At 72.9% G+C, this 18,422-nt stretch carries 15 protein-coding genes; 6 read left to right on the top strand and 9 right to left on the bottom strand.

Features of this window, described 5'->3' with window-relative positions:
• Positions 1 to 142: 142 nt before the first annotated feature.
• Together DEJ51_RS34785 and lanL are read right to left on the bottom strand one after the other, a co-directional pair.
• Complete coding sequence (locus DEJ51_RS34785) at positions 143 to 298, bottom strand: VenA family class IV lanthipeptide (protein ID WP_167350579.1); 156 nt, start codon at positions 296 to 298, stop codon at positions 143 to 145.
• Positions 299 to 358: 60 nt separating this feature from the next.
• The gene (lanL, locus tag DEJ51_RS32460) at positions 359 to 3,064 is read right to left on the bottom strand and encodes a class IV lanthionine synthetase LanL (protein ID WP_150261188.1); all 2,706 of its coding nucleotides are present in this window, start codon (positions 3,062 to 3,064) and stop codon (positions 359 to 361) included.
• A gap of 1,098 nt (positions 3,065 to 4,162) precedes the next feature.
• On the opposite strand from lanL, the gene DEJ51_RS32455 reads away from it, so the two are divergent.
• The gene (locus tag DEJ51_RS32455) at positions 4,163 to 5,665 is read left to right on the top strand and encodes a cellulose binding domain-containing protein (protein WP_150261187.1); all 1,503 of its coding nucleotides are present in this window, start codon (positions 4,163 to 4,165) and stop codon (positions 5,663 to 5,665) included.
• Between the two features lie 74 nt (positions 5,666 to 5,739).
• Here the strand turns inward: DEJ51_RS32455 and DEJ51_RS32450 are convergent, their stop codons facing one another.
• Together DEJ51_RS32450 and DEJ51_RS32445 are read right to left on the bottom strand one after the other, a co-directional pair.
• Positions 5,740 to 6,390, bottom strand: coding sequence for a hypothetical protein (locus DEJ51_RS32450; RefSeq protein WP_150261186.1), 651 nt, complete (start codon positions 6,388 to 6,390; stop codon positions 5,740 to 5,742).
• 183 nt (positions 6,391 to 6,573) lie between these two features.
• A complete protein-coding gene (locus tag DEJ51_RS32445) occupies positions 6,574 to 6,813 on the bottom strand; it encodes a chaplin (RefSeq protein ID WP_150261185.1) in 240 nt (79 codons plus the stop codon).
• Positions 6,814 to 7,032: 219 nt separating this feature from the next.
• Here DEJ51_RS32445 and DEJ51_RS32440 point away from each other — a divergent pair, with 219 nt between their 5' ends.
• The 3 genes from DEJ51_RS32440 to DEJ51_RS32430 all read left to right on the top strand — a co-directional run bounded on the left by DEJ51_RS32440 (position 7,033) and on the right by DEJ51_RS32430 (position 9,907).
• On the top strand, positions 7,033 to 7,635 hold the full coding sequence (locus DEJ51_RS32440) for an HD domain-containing protein (protein ID WP_150261184.1): 603 nt from the start codon (positions 7,033 to 7,035) through the stop codon (positions 7,633 to 7,635).
• Between the two features lie 740 nt (positions 7,636 to 8,375).
• Positions 8,376 to 9,200 carry a hypothetical protein gene (locus DEJ51_RS32435; protein WP_150261183.1) on the top strand — a complete coding sequence of 275 codons (825 nt, stop codon included), beginning with the start codon at positions 8,376 to 8,378 and terminating at the stop codon, positions 9,198 to 9,200.
• Complete coding sequence (locus tag DEJ51_RS32430; RefSeq protein WP_150261182.1) at positions 9,197 to 9,907, top strand: class F sortase; 711 nt, start codon at positions 9,197 to 9,199, stop codon at positions 9,905 to 9,907. The genes DEJ51_RS32435 and DEJ51_RS32430 overlap by 4 nt, the downstream gene beginning before the upstream one ends.
• Before the next feature lie 138 nt (positions 9,908 to 10,045).
• Here the strand turns inward: DEJ51_RS32430 and DEJ51_RS32425 are convergent, their stop codons facing one another.
• From DEJ51_RS32425 to DEJ51_RS32415, 3 genes are all read right to left on the bottom strand, one after another.
• Positions 10,046 to 10,408, bottom strand: coding sequence for a hypothetical protein (locus DEJ51_RS32425; RefSeq protein ID WP_317852437.1), 363 nt, complete (start codon positions 10,406 to 10,408; stop codon positions 10,046 to 10,048).
• A gap of 284 nt (positions 10,409 to 10,692) precedes the next feature.
• The gene (locus DEJ51_RS32420) at positions 10,693 to 10,890 is read right to left on the bottom strand and encodes a hypothetical protein (protein ID WP_150261181.1); all 198 of its coding nucleotides are present in this window, start codon (positions 10,888 to 10,890) and stop codon (positions 10,693 to 10,695) included.
• Between the two features lie 157 nt (positions 10,891 to 11,047).
• Positions 11,048 to 13,819 (bottom strand): LuxR C-terminal-related transcriptional regulator, encoded by a 2,772-nt coding sequence (locus DEJ51_RS32415; protein WP_150262283.1) that lies wholly within the window; start codon positions 13,817 to 13,819, stop codon positions 11,048 to 11,050.
• Between the two features lie 181 nt (positions 13,820 to 14,000).
• On the opposite strand from DEJ51_RS32415, the gene DEJ51_RS32410 reads away from it, so the two are divergent.
• On the top strand, positions 14,001 to 14,720 hold the full coding sequence (locus DEJ51_RS32410; RefSeq protein WP_150261180.1) for a ZIP family metal transporter: 720 nt from the start codon (positions 14,001 to 14,003) through the stop codon (positions 14,718 to 14,720).
• Between the two features lie 141 nt (positions 14,721 to 14,861).
• Positions 14,862 to 15,794 carry an aminoglycoside phosphotransferase family protein gene (locus DEJ51_RS32405; RefSeq protein WP_150261179.1) on the top strand — a complete coding sequence of 311 codons (933 nt, stop codon included), beginning with the start codon at positions 14,862 to 14,864 and terminating at the stop codon, positions 15,792 to 15,794.
• A gap of 137 nt (positions 15,795 to 15,931) precedes the next feature.
• Here DEJ51_RS32405 and DEJ51_RS32400 read toward each other — a convergent pair whose 3' ends face one another.
• Entirely contained in the window at positions 15,932 to 16,810 is an 879-nt protein-coding gene (locus tag DEJ51_RS32400; protein WP_150261178.1) for a 3-hydroxybutyryl-CoA dehydrogenase, read from the bottom strand.
• Entirely contained in the window at positions 16,807 to 18,399 is a 1,593-nt protein-coding gene (aceB, locus tag DEJ51_RS32395) for a malate synthase A (protein WP_150261177.1), read from the bottom strand. The genes DEJ51_RS32400 and aceB overlap by 4 nt, the downstream gene beginning before the upstream one ends.
• Between the last annotated feature and the right edge of the window lie 23 nt (positions 18,400 to 18,422).

Genomic DNA, 18,422 nt, shown 5'->3' with positions numbered 1-18,422 from the left:
GCGGGTCTGCGGACTCGGGCGGTACGGAGGCTGGTGGGCCGGGGTGGTGCTCCGGCCGGCGGCTGCTGCGGGGGCAGCCACCGGCCGGAGGTCATCGAGCCCTACGCGTGCCGTCTCCGGCCGGGCGGGCCCGTGAACGGGGTCAGGCGCAGCTGATGCCCACGCAGACGGTGTTGAGGAGCGTCAGCAGGCCGACGCACTCACAGGTCGCGGCGAACGGGGCTCCGTCGACGCCGACCGGGTCGGTCTCCGGAAGGGCGTGCAGGTGAGCCAGCAGTTCGAGGTCGCGGTTCTCCATGACTTTCTCCTTCTCTGTGATGTGGCGGCAGGGTCCCTGCCGCTCAAACCGGCTGCTGGGTCAGATCACCCAGCGCCGGGGTCCTGTGTGTCGGATCCGCAGGAGGAAGGCCAGGATTCCTGCGGATCCGTCGCTCCAGCTCGTCGAGACGTCCCCGTACTCGTTGGGGAAGACGACGTGGCCGGCGCGGTGGGCCCGTTCGGCGGTGACGAGGCGGGCCAGGTGTTCGGCCATGGTGTGGTACGACGGGTCCCCGGTGGCTTCGGCCATGTCGAGGAGGAAGTCGCCGTTGCCGGCCAGGCCGTGGCATTGGGTGAGGGCCGCGCGGGAGGCGCGTTCGACGACGGCGTGCGTCGCGCGGCGGGCCAGGTCGCCGAACCGGTCGTCGCCGGTGGCGCGCCAGAGCCGGACCAGGAAGGTGCCGATGCCGGCCGAGCCGTGGCACCAGTACGGGGCTGTGGGCGGGTCCGCGGCCTGGGCGGGCCATTGGGCGGCCTCGCCGACGAGCACGGCGTGGGCGGCCAGGTGTTCACCCGCCTCCACCGCCAGCTCGGTGTAGTCCCGGCGGTCCGTGACGGTCGCGGCGGCGAGGAGGAAGCAGCCGATGCCCGCGGTGCCGTGGGCGAAGCCCAGGTACCGTTTGCCGGCCTCCTCGGAGACGGCTTCGGCGGGTACCGGCCAGCTCACCCCGGGCCGCTCGCGCCGGGCGGCCGCGGCGAGCCGGTCGGCGGCGTCGACGACCAGGGCCGCCAGGCGGGGGTCGCCGGTGCGGTGCCACAGGTGGGCCGCGGCGAGTCCGCTGCCCGCGGCGCCGTGGGTGATGTCGTGGCTGGGGGTGGGTGTCTGGGGTGCGAGGGCGAGCGCCAGCGCGTGGTCCGTGAGGGTGCGGTCGCCGACGGCGTGGCCGGCGTCGTACAGGGCCCAGGCGGTGCCGCGGCCGCCGAAGTGCAGGCCGGGCCGTACGGAGTCGAGGTCGGTGCGGGCCGCTATCCAGTGCCCGGCGGTGGATATCGCCTCCGGCAGGCGCGGGTCACCGGTGAGCTCGAAGTACTGGGTCAGGACGGCCAGCACGCCGGCCGCACCCTGCTGCACGGTGCACGGGTCGGTCTCCCCCGCCATGGTGGAGACGGGCCACAGCCGTTTGTCGTCGTCCGGGGTCATCGAACCGACGAGGTGCTCCACGATGCCCGCCACGGCGGTCTGCGTCAGGTCGTGAGCGGCGTCGGCGGGGTTCAGGGAGGCGGGGTTTGCGGCGGTGGGGTTCGCGGAGGCGGGGTTCGCGGCGGTGGCGTGGCCGTGCGGGAGCCCGCGTTCCGTCCGGCGGAGCGCCGCGACGGCCCGGCCGGGGTCCCAGCGCTCGGCGGGCTCGTCCCGCATGAGTCCGAGGATCATCTCGCGCAGCCCTGCGGGCAGGCCGAGCGTGGCGTCGCAGGCGGCCAGCCATTGCGCGAGCCGCTGCTCCACGGGCCGGGTGGCGGGGTCCTCGGGCAGCAGGTTGGGGACCTTCCCGGCGAGGACGAAACAGACGGTTGCGCCGAGGCTGTAGTAGTCGGCCGTCGGGGAGACGGGGGCGTCGCGCAGGCGCTCGGGTGCGCTGAATCCGGGGGTTCCTACGGTCGTCGGGAGGGCCGTGTCGCCCTTCAGGACGGCGAGTTCGAGGTCGATGAGGCGCAGTTCGCCGTCCGGCCGGACCATGATGTTGCCGGGGGTGAAGTCCCGCAGGACGCAGCCGTGGGCGTGGGCGGCGGCGACGAGGTCGACGAGGCGGGCGGCCTGGACCAGGGCGTCGGTGCGGTAGCGCTCGCTCCCGGCGTCACGGAAGTGCTCGGCGACCCAGTTGCGCAGGGGTATGCCCGGTATCTCCTCCTGGGCCAGGAAGAGGTGTCCGGCGTGCTCGAACAGGGCGAGGGGTCGCGGTGCCAGGCCGGTCCCGTCGAGGCGCTGCAGCGTCCGGGCCTCGGCGCGCAGCCAGTCGCGTACGTCGTGGCCGGACGCGTCGGCCTCCACGTGCGGCCGGGCCTCCTTGATGACCACGGGTGCGCCGGTGGTGACGTCCGTACCCCGGTAGACGCCGCCCTTGTTGGTGTGGCGGATCGCCTCGCGGACCGAGAACCGGCCGCCGAGCAGCACCGGGGCGCCGGCCGCCTGCTTGTCGCGCGGCGGGACGGGCACGGAGGCGGGGAAGGGGCTCACGGCCCAGGAGGGCGGGGAGTACTGGCCGGTGCGTTTGTCCTCGACGGGGTTGCCGTCGGGGTCCTCGATGTACCACACCAGCAGGCCGTCGTCCGAGAGCCGCCGGCGGGCGACGAAGGCTCCGTAGCGGTAGTGCACGAGGCTGTTCGCGGCGTACGGCTGGTCCGAGAGGATGCGGGGGCCGGCCAGCCCGGCCGTGGCCTGGTGCAGGGCGAGCGCGACGCGGGCCGCGTCGGTGTCGGAGCGCGGGTAGACGGTGATGAACTTGCCGGAGCTCCCCCGGGGCGTGGCGCGGGAGTTGAGCGCGCCGACCTGCTCCAGGGACCGGGCGAACTTGAACGCCGACTCCTCCCGCAGCAGCACGTCCAGGGCTCGGGCGAGCACCGCGGGTGCGGAGGCGGACGTCGCCGACACGTGCAGTTTCCATCCCTGGTCGCGCTGTGTCGCGGTCAGGGGGGTGAGGCGGCACCACATCTCGTCCGCGTCGGTGGTCCAACGCGGGCCCGCACCGGTGGAGTCCAGCGCCCGGCGGAGCAGCTCTTCGAGGTCGACTTCGGTTGCGTGGCTCGTCATGCCCGTCCCTCTCAACGGCGAGGACCGCGGGTTGGAATATGCCTTCGGTAACGAAGAACGTATCGGCCGTTCCGGACGCACGTCACTGGCTGCGACGAGCGCACGGTGTCATTGCGCCGTCGGATGGTGTCAACCGGCGCAGAAAGGAGGCACACAGGAGTGCGCGGGGTGTAAATGGCTTTGTACGCCTGCTCGGTGTGCGTGCCTGCAGCGGGTCGGGGAGTTCGAGGAACCCGGGGTGATCCGTTTCGGGCCTCGTCAATCCGGTGGTCGTCGAATCCGAATGGAATAGGGAAACCTCGCCGGATGGCCTTCGAAACTGCGCTCGTAATTCATTCCGAGTTCTACGTGTGGCACGGCCTGCGGTCATGGAGAACGTTATCGGCGCGCCGCTTCCGCCCAACAGCTTTCCCCGTGTTCGGCCCGCCGTAAAGAGCTTTATCGCGCCGCGGCGGCGACCAGCGCGTAAATGTGATCCAGACCTCCGGGACGTCCGCGGCCGCCCGCGTGAGCTGCGGCCATCCAGGAAATTGAACGCTCAACAAATCTCGGGCGGGCGCCCGGCATTGACCGAAAACGACGGCCGGACCCGCCCTGGACCGAGCGGGCGCCGATCAAGGAATTCACGGCTCGTGAGGTCACCGGTGCGGCAGAGGTGAACGGTGCCCCGCATACCGGCCGGCGACCCCGGCGGCCCGACGGTGCACCCGGGGACTCCGGGGCGGAATTCAGGCGATTCACGCGAGCCGGAACAGCGGGGACGTCACTGCCGAGGTGCTCACCGAGGGCCGGGACGCCGGTCCGGACGGGGCCGGGGGGAGCGCACGGCGCACCGGCCGGGTGCGACGGTGCGCGCCGGCGGGCGTCGTCGCAGCCGACCCGAAGGGTTCCGCTCGGCCACTCCGGCTTCCGCTCGCGCTCCACGCCGCCGCCCGCGCCAGGAGCGGGAAGCCCGCTTCCTGAGGTGACGCTTGTCCCCGCCTTAAGCGGAACCTAAGACTCATCGCGGCCGCACCGAAACGAACGAATGTCCGTTTCGGTGCGGCTAGCGTGCTGCCGGATCCCCCAACTCCCCAGTAACACAGAGGCAGGCACGCGATGGGCAGCACAGTCGGACACCGGCGCAGGACGAGCCGCAGGGCGAAGGTCACGGGCGCGATCGCGGCGGCGGCGGTGATCGGTGGTGCGGCCTTCGCCTTCACCGGTACCGCGCAGGCGACCTCCGTCGGCGCCGTCTACACGAAGTCGAGCTCCTGGAGCGGCGGTTACACCGGCCAGTACGTGATCACCAACGGCACCGGCGCGGCGCAGTCGGACTGGACCCTCCAGTTCGACCTGCCGGCGGGCACGAGGATCGACTCGCTCTGGAACGGCACGCACAGCGTCTCCGGTCGCCGCGTGACCGTGAAGCCCGCGAGCTGGAACGGGCAGTTGGCGGCCGGGGCCTCCGTCACCGTCGGCTTCGTGGCGAGCGGCACCGGCACGCTCGGCGACCCCACGGGGTGTCTGATCAACGGCGTGAAGTGCTCGGTGGACCAGGGCGCCACGGCCCAGCCCAGCGGGCGCCCCACCGCCCGGCCCACCGTCACGGCTAGCCCGGCCCCGACCGCGCCCACCGCCTCCGCCGCGCCCACCGGGACCAGCTCGCCCTCCCCCACGGCGCCCTCCCCCACGGCGACCGCCCCCACCTCCCCTCCCGCCCCCGGCGGCGGCGCACGCTTCGCCCCGTACGTGGACACCTCCCTGTACCCCGCCTACGACCTGCTCGACACCGCGGCGAAGACCGGGGTGAAGGAGTTCCACCTCGCCTTCATCACCTCCGGCGGCGGCTGCGCACCGCTGTGGGGCGGTGTCACGGAGCTCGCGAGCGACAAGGTCGCCGCCCAGATCGGGGCGCTGCGTGCCAAGGGCGGCGACGTACGGGTGTCGTTCGGCGGGGCCGCCGGTCACGAACTGGCGCTGAACTGCGCCACCGTGGACGAGCTGGCCGCGGCGTACGGGAAGGTCGTCGACCAGTACCGGCTCACCAAGGTCGACTTCGACGTCGAGGGCGCGGCCCTGCCGGACACGGCGGCCAACGCGCGCCGTGCGCAGGCCATCGCCCGGCTGCAGAAGTCCCACCCGGGCCTAAACGTCGCCTTCACCCTGCCCGTGATGCCCGAGGGTCTGACCCAGCCGGGTGTGGCGCTGCTGGCCGACGCCAGGAAGAACGGCGTGCGGGTCGACGCCGTCAACATCATGGCGATGGACTACGGGCCGGCGTACAGCGGGGACATGGGGCAGTACGCGATCCAGGCCGCGACGGCCACGCAGGCGCAGATAAAGGGGGTGCTCGGGCTGTCCGACGCGGCCGCGTGGAAGGCCGTGGCCGTCACCCCGATGATCGGCGTGAACGACGTCGCGAGCGAGGTCTTCACGGTGGCGGACGCGACGCAGCTCGTGGAGTTCGCCGGGTCGAAGGGGATCGGCCGGCTGGCCATGTGGTCCTCCGCGCGGGACAAGCAGTGCGCAGCCGGTGCCGTCAACCATGCGGACGCGACGTGCAGTTCGATCCTCCAGCAGCCACTGGCCTTCACCCGGGCGTTCTCCGCGCTGAAGTAGCCGCGCGGGCCCGGACGGGCGACGGACGGCGGGCCCGGCGCACCTGCGGTGCGCCGGGCCCGCCGTCCGTGGTGTTACGCGAGGATGCCCGCGCGGGCGGCGAGGCCGAGTGCCGCTTCGAGGCGCGGGGCCGGGCGGCCTTCGGTGTCGGCCGCCGCCAGCAGCGCCGCCACGGCGTCCGCGTCCGCCTTGTGCTCGCGCGCCAGCGCCGCGAACCGGGCGACGGCCTCGGTCAGACTCCGCCTCAGCGCGTGCGGGGCGGCGAAGGAGGACACGGCGAGTTCGAGGAACTCCTGCTCGTCGGCGCCGACCCAGGCGGCGGCCCCGTCCAGTCCGTCCTCCCGCACCTCGTCCGGGTACGGGATACGGTGCCAGGCGCCGTTCTCCCACCAGTAGACGAAGCCGAAGAGGTTTCCGGCGGCGTCGTCGCGCAGGAGGTCCCAGGGCAGCCAGTCGGGACCGCCCGCGAGGAAGTCGATCTGTTCACCGTCGACATGGGTGTGGCTGCCGTCGGGGTCCTGGCCGCAGAACACGGCGTGGCCCCCGTCGAGTACGGTCAGGCGCCACCAGCCGTCCCCGCCGGTGGAATGGCACCACAGGCCGTCGTCGTCGAGTGCGAACTCGGTGCTCGTCGAGCACGCGGTGTCGACCACGGCCATGGTCACCGCCCTGGCCCAGAGCAGTTCGGGGTGTTCGAGGTCTTCGGGCCGGCTCGGCGTGTGCATGTTGGTGTCTCCTCCCGGGTGCCGGACAAGCCTCGCACGCGGGCCCCCACCGCTCACGCACTGCCCACGGCCCGAGAGGATCCCGGCCCCGTCGGGCCCGCCCCCGCGCGCATCGCGGGGCCGCGGGAGGGACGGCCCGTCCCGGTCGAGCCTCCGACCGGGACGGGCCGTGATTCACGACCCTCAGGCGTTGACGCAGACGTTGCCGGCGGCCGGGTTGAGCGCGCCGATCACGTTGATGCTGTTGCCGCACAGGTTGATCGGAATGTGGATCGGGACCTGGATCACGTTGCCCGAAAGCACACCGGGCGAACCGATCGCGGCACCGTTCGCGGTGGAGTCCGCCGACGCCGAGGAGGCACCGCCGATGACCGCCAGGCCCAGCACCAGGGCCAGACCCGCACTCTTCAGAACACGCGACACGTGAATCTCCTTGTAACCGCACAGCGGTGCCGGAGCACCGCACGGCCCCGAGCGGGGCCGTCGCCCTTTCCTTCGGCAGCTGACGGCCTCCCGGCCTGGTTCCGGCGGCCCGGTTCCCTCGAATAGGTGGACCTGCGCCTCCGTTCGGGGGTACCGAAGCACGGTGGCCGGGCGCGACCGACCGCCGGACGCCCCGAAGCCCTTCTGTAGCCTGAACCGATGCCCCTTTCCGATGCGTTGTCCCGGGCCCTGCACGCTCCCGCCGATCCGCCACTGCGGGCGCTCCCGTCCCCGGTGGTGGACCTGCTCCGGTCGCTCGACGCACCCCCGCGGCTGGCCGCGCATCTGCGTGCCGTCCACGACGTGGCGGTCCAACTGGTCGACTGGCTGGAGCATCGCCATCCGCGGATCGTCGTCGACCGCGCGGCCGTGCTCTTCGGGGCGGCGACCCACGACATCGGCAAGACCGTGCACACGGCCGAGCTGTCCGGGCCCGGATCCGCGCACGAGGAGGCGGGCAGCGCACTGCTGTCGGACCTCGGGTTCGGCCCGGACCTGGCCCGCTTCGCCGGAACCCACGCCTCGTGGACGGCTCCCGGGACGACGCTGGAGGACCTGCTGGTGAGCACGGCCGACAAGGTCTGGAAGAACAAGCGCCTCCCGGACCTTGAAGACCTCGTGATCGCGCACCTGGTCCAGGCGACGGGTGGTCAGCACTGGGAGGAGTACCTCGCGTTCGACGATCTGCTCACGCGCATCGGCGACGGGGCCGACGGCCGGCTCGCCTTCCAGGCGTCCTTCCCGGCGCCCTCCCGGCCCTGACGGCATTTCTTAGCATCAGAGGTCAACTATTCGTCCGGTCGCCGCCAGGACGACTACAAAGGTCGGGACCGAACCGGTCCGGACCGGCGACAGGTTGACGACACCCGTCACCGGCCCGGAATGACGTCTAAGGCGGTGGATACGCGTGCGTAGATACGGCAGAATCGAATTCACAGCGGTCAGATTACTTCCGGAGAGACCGAGTTCCGACTCCTTCACCTGACGCGGTCCGCCCCGCCGCTACCCGTGCCGACGGGCGGACGCAGGGCCGACCTGAACGCAGGGAGGAGGCATTCCCCGACCTCCTCCCTGCGTATGCGGCCGCATATTCGTCGGCCGAATTCCCGGCCGTTCGGCGCAGGCGCCGCCGCGGCCCGGTGCACGCCGCCGACGTGCGGCGTTCGGGGATCCCGCCGTGGGCCGTGTCCTGGCCGAGGCGATGATCCGGCCACGTCGTGGCCGCGTTCCGACGTGCACCGCGCGCCAAATCGGCGCCGGTTCCGGAAAGTCCCCTGCGCGGCTGTCTCGATTCCGCGACCTGACAACGTGATGTCACGCAGCCGCCGTAGCCGAACACGTCCGGAACCAGCTGGGCACAGTTGTCTGAAACTTTTTCATATTGGCACCCATCCACAGGCGTTGGGGCACCGAAGGATGAACGAGAGCCTCACCCAGGGCCTCATTGAAATCCCGTACGATCTGCGATTCCCGTCCCGGGGATCCACGGAACAGGAGCGAATGTGATAGTCAAGCGCGCCGGTCGCCATGTGGCTCTCGCCGCCATACCCGCCGCCGTAGCCCTGACCCTCGGCCTTTCCGGACCAGCGCTCGCACAGGGCGGCAAGGCGTACCAGATCGACCTGGCGCAGCTGAACGATTCGGGCTCCAGCGGTACGGTCATGCTCACCCTGAAGGGCAAAGAGCTCACCGTGCAGATCGAGTCCAAGGGCATGGTGCCGGGACAGCCGTCGGCCCAGCACCTGCACGGCTCGACGAAGGGGCACGACTTCCACTGCCCGGACGCGTCGGACGACAAGGACGGCGACGGGGTCCTCAGCAACACCGAGGCCACCCACGACTACGGCGACATCAACATCTCGCTCACCACGGGTGGGGACACCAAGCCCACCAGCGGCCTCGACGTGCTGCGCATGCCCGTCGCCGACGCGCAGGGAACGATCCGCTACAAGCGGACGATCACCGTCGGCCAGGACGTGGTCGACCACATCAAGGACCTGCACGTCGTGCAGCACGGCATCGACCGCAACAAGAACAAGAAGTACGACTTCGAGGGGGCCGGCAAGAGCGAACTCGACCCGAAGCTGCCCCAGGAGGCCACGGCTCCGACCAACTGCGGAGAGGTCAAGGGCGCGGCCGTGGGGTCGATCCCCGTGGGCGGCATCGAGACCGGCGGAGGGGCCGAGGAGCACACGGCGGTGCCGGTGACGGTGCGCGACGGTGTGGCGATCACCGTTCTCGCGGTGGTGGCGGGTGCGGTGATCATCGGCCGGAGGCGGGCCGGTGTCGGCTCCGTCCGCAGTGAGACCACCGGGGGCGGCGCGTGAACCCGGCCCCGAAGCGGCTGCGCCGCCGGACCGCGGGCCCGCTGGCCGCGGCCGTCCTCGCCGGGCTCCTCCTCGCGGGGTGCGGCGGCCAGAACGCGGCGCAGCCCCCGGCGCCGGCAGGACAGGGCCTCCCGGGCGGGGCGCCCGCCGCCGGCGCCACACCCACCGGGAAGGCGCCGGCCGCGGGATCGAAGGGCGGTGCGGATGCCGGTGCGGGTGCGGATGCCGGTGCGGGCCAGGCGAAGCAGGCCCTGGCCCGGTCGGCACCGCAGAAGATCACGATCCCCTCCCTCAACCTGTCCAGCTCGCTGGAGACGCTGGGGCAGAACCCGGACGGCACCATGCAGACCCCGAAGGACCCCGGGCTCGCGGGCTGGTACGAGCCGGGGCCGACCCCCGGCTCCCAGGGGCCGGCCGTGATCGCCGGGCACGTCACGTGGAACGGGGCGTCCGCCGTGTTCGAGAAGCTGAAGACGATGAAGGGCGGTGACACCATCAAGGTGACCCGGCAGGACGGCAAGACGGTGACGTTCACGGTGGACCGGGTGGCCGAGTACCCGAAGGCCGAGTTCCCCACGCTGGAGGTCTACAAGAACATCGACCACGCGGGCCTGCGTCTGGTCACCTGCGGCGGGAACTTCGACCCCAAGAAGCACTATTACGACAGCAACGTGGTGGTGTTCGCCCGGATGACGGGCGCCGCGTAGCCGGGGCGGCGGAACCGGGAACACGTCCGTCCCCCGCCTGCGGAAGCCCCCTTCTTCCGCGACCGGGACGGCTGGGCCCCGGCCGCCGTACGACGGCACCCGAACCGATGCCGGTTCGGGTGCCGCGGGTGCTTCGCGTCAGTCGGTGGCGTGCGTCCAGCTCGTGCACAGCGCCCAGATGATGAACACGTCGATCGCGATGATGATGATCGACCACCAGGGCTGGTACGGCAGCCACATGAAGTTGAGGATCACACTGATGCCGGCGAGTGCGATACCGGCGCCTCTGGCCAGGTTGGATCCGGCGAACAGGCCCACGCCGGTGAGGACGACGATGATGCCGACGATGAGATGGATCCAGCCCCACGCCGTGAGGTCGAACTCGAAGACGTAGCTTCCGACGCGCGCGTACACGTCGTCGTTGGCGATGGCCGCGATGCCCTGGAATATCGCGAGGCAGCCGGTCACCAGGAGCAGGACCGCGGCGAACAGCGTGCCCACGTTCCCCGCGCCCTGGCTGTCGCCGCTTGGGTACATCCCAGTGGTGCCCGGCGCAGGGCCGGTGTTCCAGTTTCCCCCGGTCGGTGTCGGCTGGCCCATGGAATTCACCTCACAGTTGGTGGTACTGCGCAGGACCGTCCTGCTCCGGCTCGTCGGTCACAGGCTTCGGTGCCCACATCGCAGTGTCGTCCGGCGGTCCGGATCCCGTGATCACCCGAAGCGGGTGGTCTTCACCCGGTGGACTCGGTGCGGCAGCCGCCCGCGACGACCGCTGCCGCCGCCCCTCAGGCGGGCAGCCGGCGCATTTCGAGCACCCGCAGGCCCAGGGACTGGAAGCGGGTGAGGAGCCCGTACAGGTGGGCCTCGTCCGCCACGCTGCCGAACAGGAGCGTCTGCTCCGGTACGCGGAGCCGGTCGAGCTCGGGAAAAGTCGCGGCGAGCGTGTCCGGCACTACCCCCGAGACGCGGAATTCGTAGCGCATGGGAGCACTCACTCCTCTCGGTACGAAGGCTTCGCGCCCGGGCCGGTGCGAGGGCCCGGGCCGCTTCCGGCCTTCACCCGCCATCGTCGGTCCCCGCCCTGGGCTCGGCATCGCCCGGTGCGGGCGAGAAACGCGTCCCCGGCGGCCCTCTCGCCGCTCAGAGCATCCCGAGGTCCTGGGCGCGGTGGACGGCCGCGCTGCGCCGGGTGACGCAGAGCTTGCGGTAGATGCTCTTCAGGTGGGTCTTGACCGTGTTGGCCGACACGTACAGCTCGGCCGCGATCTCCTCCGTGGACAACAGCTCCGCGGCCTTGCGCAGGACCTCGGTCTCCCGGGCGCTGAGCGGCTCCACCAGCATCGGCTGCCCGTCGGCGTGCGGCCCGTCGGCGTGCGGTCCGCCGACGCCCTGTGGCCCGCCGACGCCCTGTGGCCCGCCGACGCCCTGTGGCCCGCCGACGCCCTGCGGATCGCCGACGCCCTGCGGATCGCGCGCCGTACGGGCCGGGGCGCGCGGGGTCAGCCAGCTGTGGGTCCGCGCCAGCCGGGGGTCCTGGCGGAGGGTCCGTCGCACCCACGTGCCGCTCTCGGCGAACATCCGGCGCAGTTCCTCGGGGCGGGCGAGGGCCAGCGCCTCGCCGAGGCTCCGGTGCGCCGCCCGGGAGTCGCCGGCGGCCGCGGCGATCTGCGCGTGGAGCAGGCACGCCTGGGCCCGTACCGGGGTGGCGGCCGTATCGTCTCCCGGTACGGCCTCCAGCGCCCGTGCCGCGTCCGCGCCCCGCCCGGCGGCCAGCAGGGCCCGGGCCCGGGCCACCGCATGCTCCGGCTGGTCGCCGTCGGGGGCCCGTACCGTGTCCAGGACCGCCAGGGCCGCGGCGGCGTCGCCGCGCGCCAGGTGTACGGCCGACCCGGCCACGGCCAGCTCGTCCGCCGCCCACGCGGGCAGTCGCTCCGGGTCCACCGCGCGCAGGGCGGCGAGCGCGGCGTCCCCGTCGCCCCCGGCCGCCGCGATCCGGGCTCCGATGACGGCGGCCCGGACGGCGGTCGCCGGATCCGGACGCGGCCCCATCGCCGAGGTGGCCAGGTCCCAGTGGGCGCGCGCGGCCGGCAGGTCGTCCTGCTCCACGGCCACGCCCGCCAGGGCCAGGTGGTCGGTCCCGGCCCGCCGCTCGGGTGGCAGGGCCGACCGCTCGGCGGCGGCGAGCGCGGCGCGGGCGTGCCCGGCCGCCTGCCGCAACCGGCCGCGCAGCAGTTCGGTGAGGGCCAGCGAGCCGAGCGCGGCGCAGTGCGGGGACTCCGTACCCGGCGGACCGCAGGCGGCGACGGCGGCCGTGAGGGCGGTTTCGGCCCGGTCCAGGCGTCCGGCGCCCAGCTCGACGGCGCCGAGGTGCGCCAGCATCAGGGCGCGGAGCTCGGGGCGCTCGGCGAGCAGGTGCGGCGGCAGCTCCCGCAGCAGCCGGTCCGCGTCGGCGGCGGCCCGTTCGGTGGCCGTCACGTCGTCGCCCGGCCGTCCTGCGAGTACGCCGAGGAAGGCGCGGCCGAACCGCACCGCCGGACCGTTGGCATCGGTGAGCGAGCCGTCCGCAGGGGCTCCGTCGGCCAGGGCGGCGTCCGCCCGCAGCAGTGCGGCCTCGCATCCGGGCAGGTCCCGTTCGGCCAGCCTGCAGGCCGCGTCGACGAGTGCGGGCGCCACTGCGGGCGTCCCGGCCGGCATCCCGGCGAAGGCCCGGCCCAGCTGATCCGCCTGCAGGCCGGTGAGGATGCGGCCGATCGCCAGGTCGTCGACCACCTGCGCCGCCGCGAACTGCCAGTCCCCGGCGGCGGCGCCCTGGAGCACCGCCTCCGTCAGCCGCCCGGTCCGGGCGAGCCAGCGCGCCGCCCGCCCGTGCAGCCGGGGTTCCAGGCCGGGGCAGCGTTGCCGCAGGTGCGCGCGCAGGACCTCGGCGAACAGCGGGTGCAGCCTGTACCAGGCCGAGGCGTCGATCTGTTCCAGGAAGGCGTTGTCGCGGGCCAGCCCCGCCAGGGTCCGCGCGCCGTCGTCGCGGCCGGTCAGCGCGTCCGCGAGGTCCGGGTGGACGCGGTCGGTGACGCAGACGCGCAGCAGCAGGTCCTGGGTGGGAGGCGGCTGTGCGTCGAGCACCTCGGTGAGGAGGTAGTCGGCGATCGTGGTGCGGTCGGCCGCGAACTGGCGCAGGAACGCCTCCGGATCGGCGCTGCGCTGCATCGCCAGCGCGCACAGGCGTACGCCGGCCGCCCATCCCTCGGTCCGCTCCATCAGCAGGCGGATCCCGGCGGGTGAGACGTCCAGCCCGTGCTCGCCCAGCAGCGCCTCGGCGTCCGCGTCGGTGAACCTGAGGTCGGCCTGCCGGATCTCCGTGATCTCGCCGGCCGCCCGGTAGCGGTGCAGGGGCAGCAGGGAGTCCGACCGGCTGGTGAGGACGATGCGCAGCCCGCCCGCCGCGTGCCGCAGGACGAAGTCGAGTCCCTCGGTCGTCGCGGGGGGCTGGGCGGTGTCGAACTGGTCGAGGACCAGGACCGCGGGCTGCGGCGACGCGGCCAGTCCGTCCGCCAGGCGGACCAGGAAGGACCGGGTCACCCCTTCGGCACGGGTCGGCCGTCCCACCGCGGCCGGCAGTGCCGCCCCGCTCCGGTGGAGGGCCTCCAGGACGTAAGCCCAGAAGGCGCCGGGGGCGTCGTCGGGTTCGACGGTGAGCCATACGGGGGGACGCGGCGCGCCGGCGCTGGCCGCCCAGTGGGCGGTGAGCACCGTCTTGCCGGATCCGGCCGGACCGTTGATGAGGGTGAGCGGCCCCCGCGCACCGGTCGTCAGCCGTTTCAGCAGCTCGGGCCGGTGGACCAGCAGCTTCGGCGCGGCCGGAGGCGCGAACCTGGCCGCGAGCATGGGGTCGCCGGTCGGGGCGCGGTGGTCCATGGAGGTCACCGGGCTTCCCGCAGGGGTACGGACTGTGATCGGACCACGCTCACCACTGAACCGGCGATCTGTGGTGATCACCAGTTGTGTCACCTGGTCCGGGGGATGCCCGGGCGCGCGGCGGCCCGGAGCATGGGCACCGGTTGCCCGCCCCGTGCGGGACGGCCGTCCAGGAGGTCCGATGAACGCTCTCGCGGCGGCCGGATGGGGCGCGATGGCGGCGTTCTCCCTGGTCATCGGCGCCTGGCTGGCGCTGCGCCACCGTCCGTCGCCGAAGGTGACCGGGCTGGTCCTGGGTTTCGGTGCGGGGGCGCTGATCGCGGCCGTGGCGTACGAGCTGGTGCCCAGGGAGCGTGTGGAGAGCGCGTGGGACTTCCTGGCCGTCGGCGTCGGCGCCCTGACCTTCTTCCTCCTCGACGGAGCCCTCGCGCAGAAGGCCACGGCGCAGCGGTCGACGGGCAGCGCGCACAACGCGAACCGTTCCATCGTGCTCGGTGCCCTGCTCGACGGGATACCCGAGTCCCTGGTGCTCGGGATGGGGCTGGCGTCCGGCGGCTCGGTCAGCGTCCCGTTCCTGGCGGCGGTGTTCCTGTCGAACCTCCCCGAAAGCCTCGGGGCCACCGCCGGCATGCGGGAGGAGGGCCGGCAACCGGGTGTGGTGTACCGGATCTGGTGGGGCATCACCGCGATCTCGGGCGCGTGCGCCGCGCTGGGGTACGGGCTGGTGGGGGTGGTCCCCGGCACCGACGGCCGGCTGGTGGAGGCGTTCGCGGCGGGGGCGGTCCTGACGATGCTCGCGAACTCGATGATGCCTGAGGCCTTCGAGCTGGGCGGCAGGCTCACGGGGCCGTCGACCGTGCTCGGCTTCGCCGCCGCCGGTGCGCTCGCCCTCCTGGAGTGAGCCCGCCGACGGCCGAACGGAACGACCTTGGCGACGGTGCCGGGGAGGGTGCCGCCGACCCGGAGGGCTTCGGCGGCGGCCTGGATCACGGTCGCGGACGGACAGGAAACCGGATCATTCGGCCCGGCGTAAGGTACCGGGATGATCGAGACACCGGAGTTGTTCACGCGTTGTACCGTCGAGCGTGAGGGAGCGGCCGGAGCGGCATGGCTTGCCGAACTGCCAGGTATCGTCGCCGAGTTGCTGGAGCAGTGGGAATGCGCACCCGACGGCGAGGTCATGCACGGGGGTGTCGGGATCATCGTTCCGGTGCTGCGGCGGACGCAGGAGCGGGCCGTGCTGAAGGTCTCCTTCCCGCACCCCGGCAACGTCCACGAGCCGGATGCGTTCGAGGCGTGGGGCGGGCGTGGGGCCGTCCTGCTGCACGAGCGTGACGACGAGCGTTTCGCGATGTTGCTGGAGCGGGTCCGGACGTCGACCCTGGAGCAGGTCGAGGACGGCGACGAGGTGGTGGCGGTGGCGGGGCGGCTCAGCCGCCGGCTGGCCGTCCCGGCGCCGGCGCACCTCCCCCGGCTGCGGGAGCAAGCCGACTCCTGGGAGGAACAACTCCGGAGGGATGAAAGTGAGTTGACGCATGCACTGCCGCGGTACGCGGTGGACGCGGCGGTGGCGACCGTGCGCGAGCTGGGGCGGACCCAGCCGGACCTCCTGATCCACGGCGACCTCCACGCCCGGAACATCCTGCGGGCGGACCGGGAGCCGTGGCTCGCGGTCGACCCCAAGGGCCATGTGGGGGATCCCGCCTACGACGGCGGCACGCTGCTCAAGACGCGCGCGCTGTCCCTCATCGGAGCCGAGGACCTCGGCAAGGCGGTCCACCGCACCGTGGACGTCTTCGTGGAGGCGGCGGAAGTCGAGCGCGAGCGCGTCCGCCGCTGGGCCCAACTCCATGCGGTGCAAGCCGCGTTCTGGGCGCGTCGGCACGGATTCCGGGTCGCCCGCGGCGGCCCGCTGCTCGACCGGATCACGGAGTTCGCGGACCACCTCGCGCAGTTGCTGACACGGCCCGCCTGATCCGCGCCCGCGATCTCGTACCGCGTCCCGCACGCCGTACGCGGTGCGGCGCGGGTGCGGCGACACCACTCGCCGCGCCCGCGCCGTTCCCGTACGTCTCCGGCGCACCCTCTGCCCAGGAGACGCGCCGGGGCCCCTCAGCCCCGGCCGTACGTGTGGAACCCGCGGCCGCTCTTGCGGCCGAGCAGACCCGCCTGCACCATCCGCTGGAGCAGCGGGGGCGGCGCGTACAGGGGTTCCTTGAACTCCTCGTAGAGGGATTCCGCGATGGCCGCGACGGTGTCCAGGCCGATCAGGTCGGCGAGTTTGAGCGGGCCCATCGGGTGGGCGCAGCCCAGTTCCATTCCGGCGTCCACGTCCTCGGGAGCGGCGAACCCGGATTCGGCCATGCGGATGGCCGAGAGCAGGTAGGGGATCAGCAGTGCGTTGACCACGAAGCCGGCCCGGTCCTGGGAGCGCACGGTGGTCTTGCCCAGCGCGTCGCGGGCGAAGGCCTCCACGGCCGCGAGGGTGTCCCGGGAGGTGTGGAGGGAGGAGACGACCTCCACGAGCGGCAGGACGGGGACCGGGTTGAAGAAGTGCAGGCCCACGACCCGGTCGGCGCGGCCCGTGGCCATGCCCAGCCGCATGACCGGGATGGCCGAGGTGTTCGTGGCGAGGATCGCCTCCGGGTCCGCCACGATCTTGTCGAGGGCGGCGAAGACCTCGGTCTTGACCTCGGGGTTCTCGGTGACGGCCTCGATGACGAGCTGCCGGTCGGCGAGGTCCTCCAGGCCGCCGGTGAAGACGAGCCGGGCCAGGGCGTCCTCGGCGGAGATCCGGTCCAGTCTGCCGCGCTGCACGGCCCGTTCGAGGGAGACGGCGACGCGTTCCCGGGCGGCCCGGGCCGCGATGGCGTCCGACTCGGCGACGACGGTGTCGAGGCCGGCGCGGGCGCACACCTCGGCGATGCCGGCGCCCATCTGGCCGCCGCCGACGACGCCGACCCGGTGGATGGACGCGATCGGCGTGGTCATGCGCGCTCCTCCGCCCGGCGGACGAGGTGGCGGGTGTACGCCTCGGGGGTGAAGAAGGCGGGCAGGCGGGGGGTGAGCGCGGTGTTCACGAAGACCTCCCGGGCCTCGGCGACGCGGGCCCCCGGGTCCTCCTCGTCCAGGGCCGCGCACTCGGCGTCGAGGAGGTCGAGGACGGTCGCCCGGTCGGCCTGGTCGTGGCGCAGCCACTGCCAGATCTGGACGCGGGCGATCTCTGCGGTCGCGGCGTCCTCCATCAGGCCGTACAGGGCGACGGCGCCACTGCCGCGCAGCCAGGCGTCGAAGTAGCGCAGGGCCACGGCGACGTTCGAGCGGATGCCCTCCCGGGTGGGGGGTGCGGCGATCCGGCGGACGGACAGCAGGTCGGCCGCCGTGATGTCGACGTCCTCCCGGAGCCGGTCCAGCTGGTTCGGCCGCTCCCCCAGGACGCCGTCGAAGACCTCGCGGCAGACGGGGACCAGGCCGGGGTGGGCCACCCAGGAGCCGTCGAAGCCGTCCTCGGCCTCCCGCTCCTTGTCGAGGCGGACCTTGGCGAGGGCCGCGGCGTTCGCCTCCGCGTCCCGGCTGGGGACGTGGGCGGCCATCCCGCCGATGGCCTGGGCGCCGCGCCGGTGGCAGGTGCGGACGAGCAGCTCGGTGTAGGCCCGCATGAAGGGGGCGGTCATGGTGACCTTGGCCCGGTCGGGCAGCTGGAAGTCGGTGCGGTGGCCGAAGGTCTTGATCAGGCTGAAGAGGTAGTCCCAGCGGCCCGCGTTCAGTCCCGCGCTGTGCTCGCGCAGCTCGTGGAGGATCTCCTCCATCTCGAAGGCGGCGGTGATCGTCTCGATGAGGACGGTGGCGCGGACGGTGCCGCGGGGGATGCCGAGGAGTTCCTGGGCGAGGAGGAAGACGTCGTTCCACAGGCGCGCCTCGTACCGGTTCTCCAGCTTGGGCAGGTAGAAGTACGGGCCGTGGCCCGCGTCGATCTGACGCTGGGCGCAGTGGAAGAAGTAGAGGCCGAAGTCGACGAGGGACGCGGACGGGGGCCGGCCGTCGATCTCCAGGTGCTCTTCGAGGAGGTGCCAGCCGCGCGGCCGGACCATGATCGTCGCGAGCTGCTCGCCGAGGCGGTACTCCTTGCCCTCGGGGGTGGTGAAGTCGATGCGCCGTTCCGTGGCGTCGAGCAGGGTCAGCTGGCCGCCGATGACGTTGTCCCAGGTCGGGGCGGTGGCGTCCTCGAAGTCGGCCATCCAGACGTGGGCGCCGGAGTTCAGGGCCTTGACGGCCATCCGCCGCTCGGGCGGGCCGGTGATCTCGACGCGGCGGTCGGTGAGGCCGGGCGCAGGCGGGGCGACGCGCCAGTGCGGGTCCTCGCGGACGGCTCGGGTGGCGAGCGGGAAGTCGAGCGGGGTGCCGCCGGCCAGGTGGCCCCAGCGGCGCCGGCGCTCCTTCAGTACCTCCAGGCGGCGGTCCTCGAAGGCGGCGTCGAGCCGGCCGACGAACTCCAGGGCTTCGGGGGTCAGGATCTCCTCGTGGCGCTCACCCGGCGCACCGAGGACCTGGACGCTGCTGGTCAGAGGCGGGAGTGGCATGCGGTTCTCCTCAGCGGGGGCGG

Source organism: Streptomyces venezuelae (assembly GCF_008642275.1).
Taxonomy (GTDB): Bacteria; Actinomycetota; Actinomycetes; order Streptomycetales; family Streptomycetaceae; genus Streptomyces; species Streptomyces venezuelae_E.
Note: the sequence above shows the minus strand (reverse complement) of the source record. Positions and strands in the feature narration are given on the sequence as shown.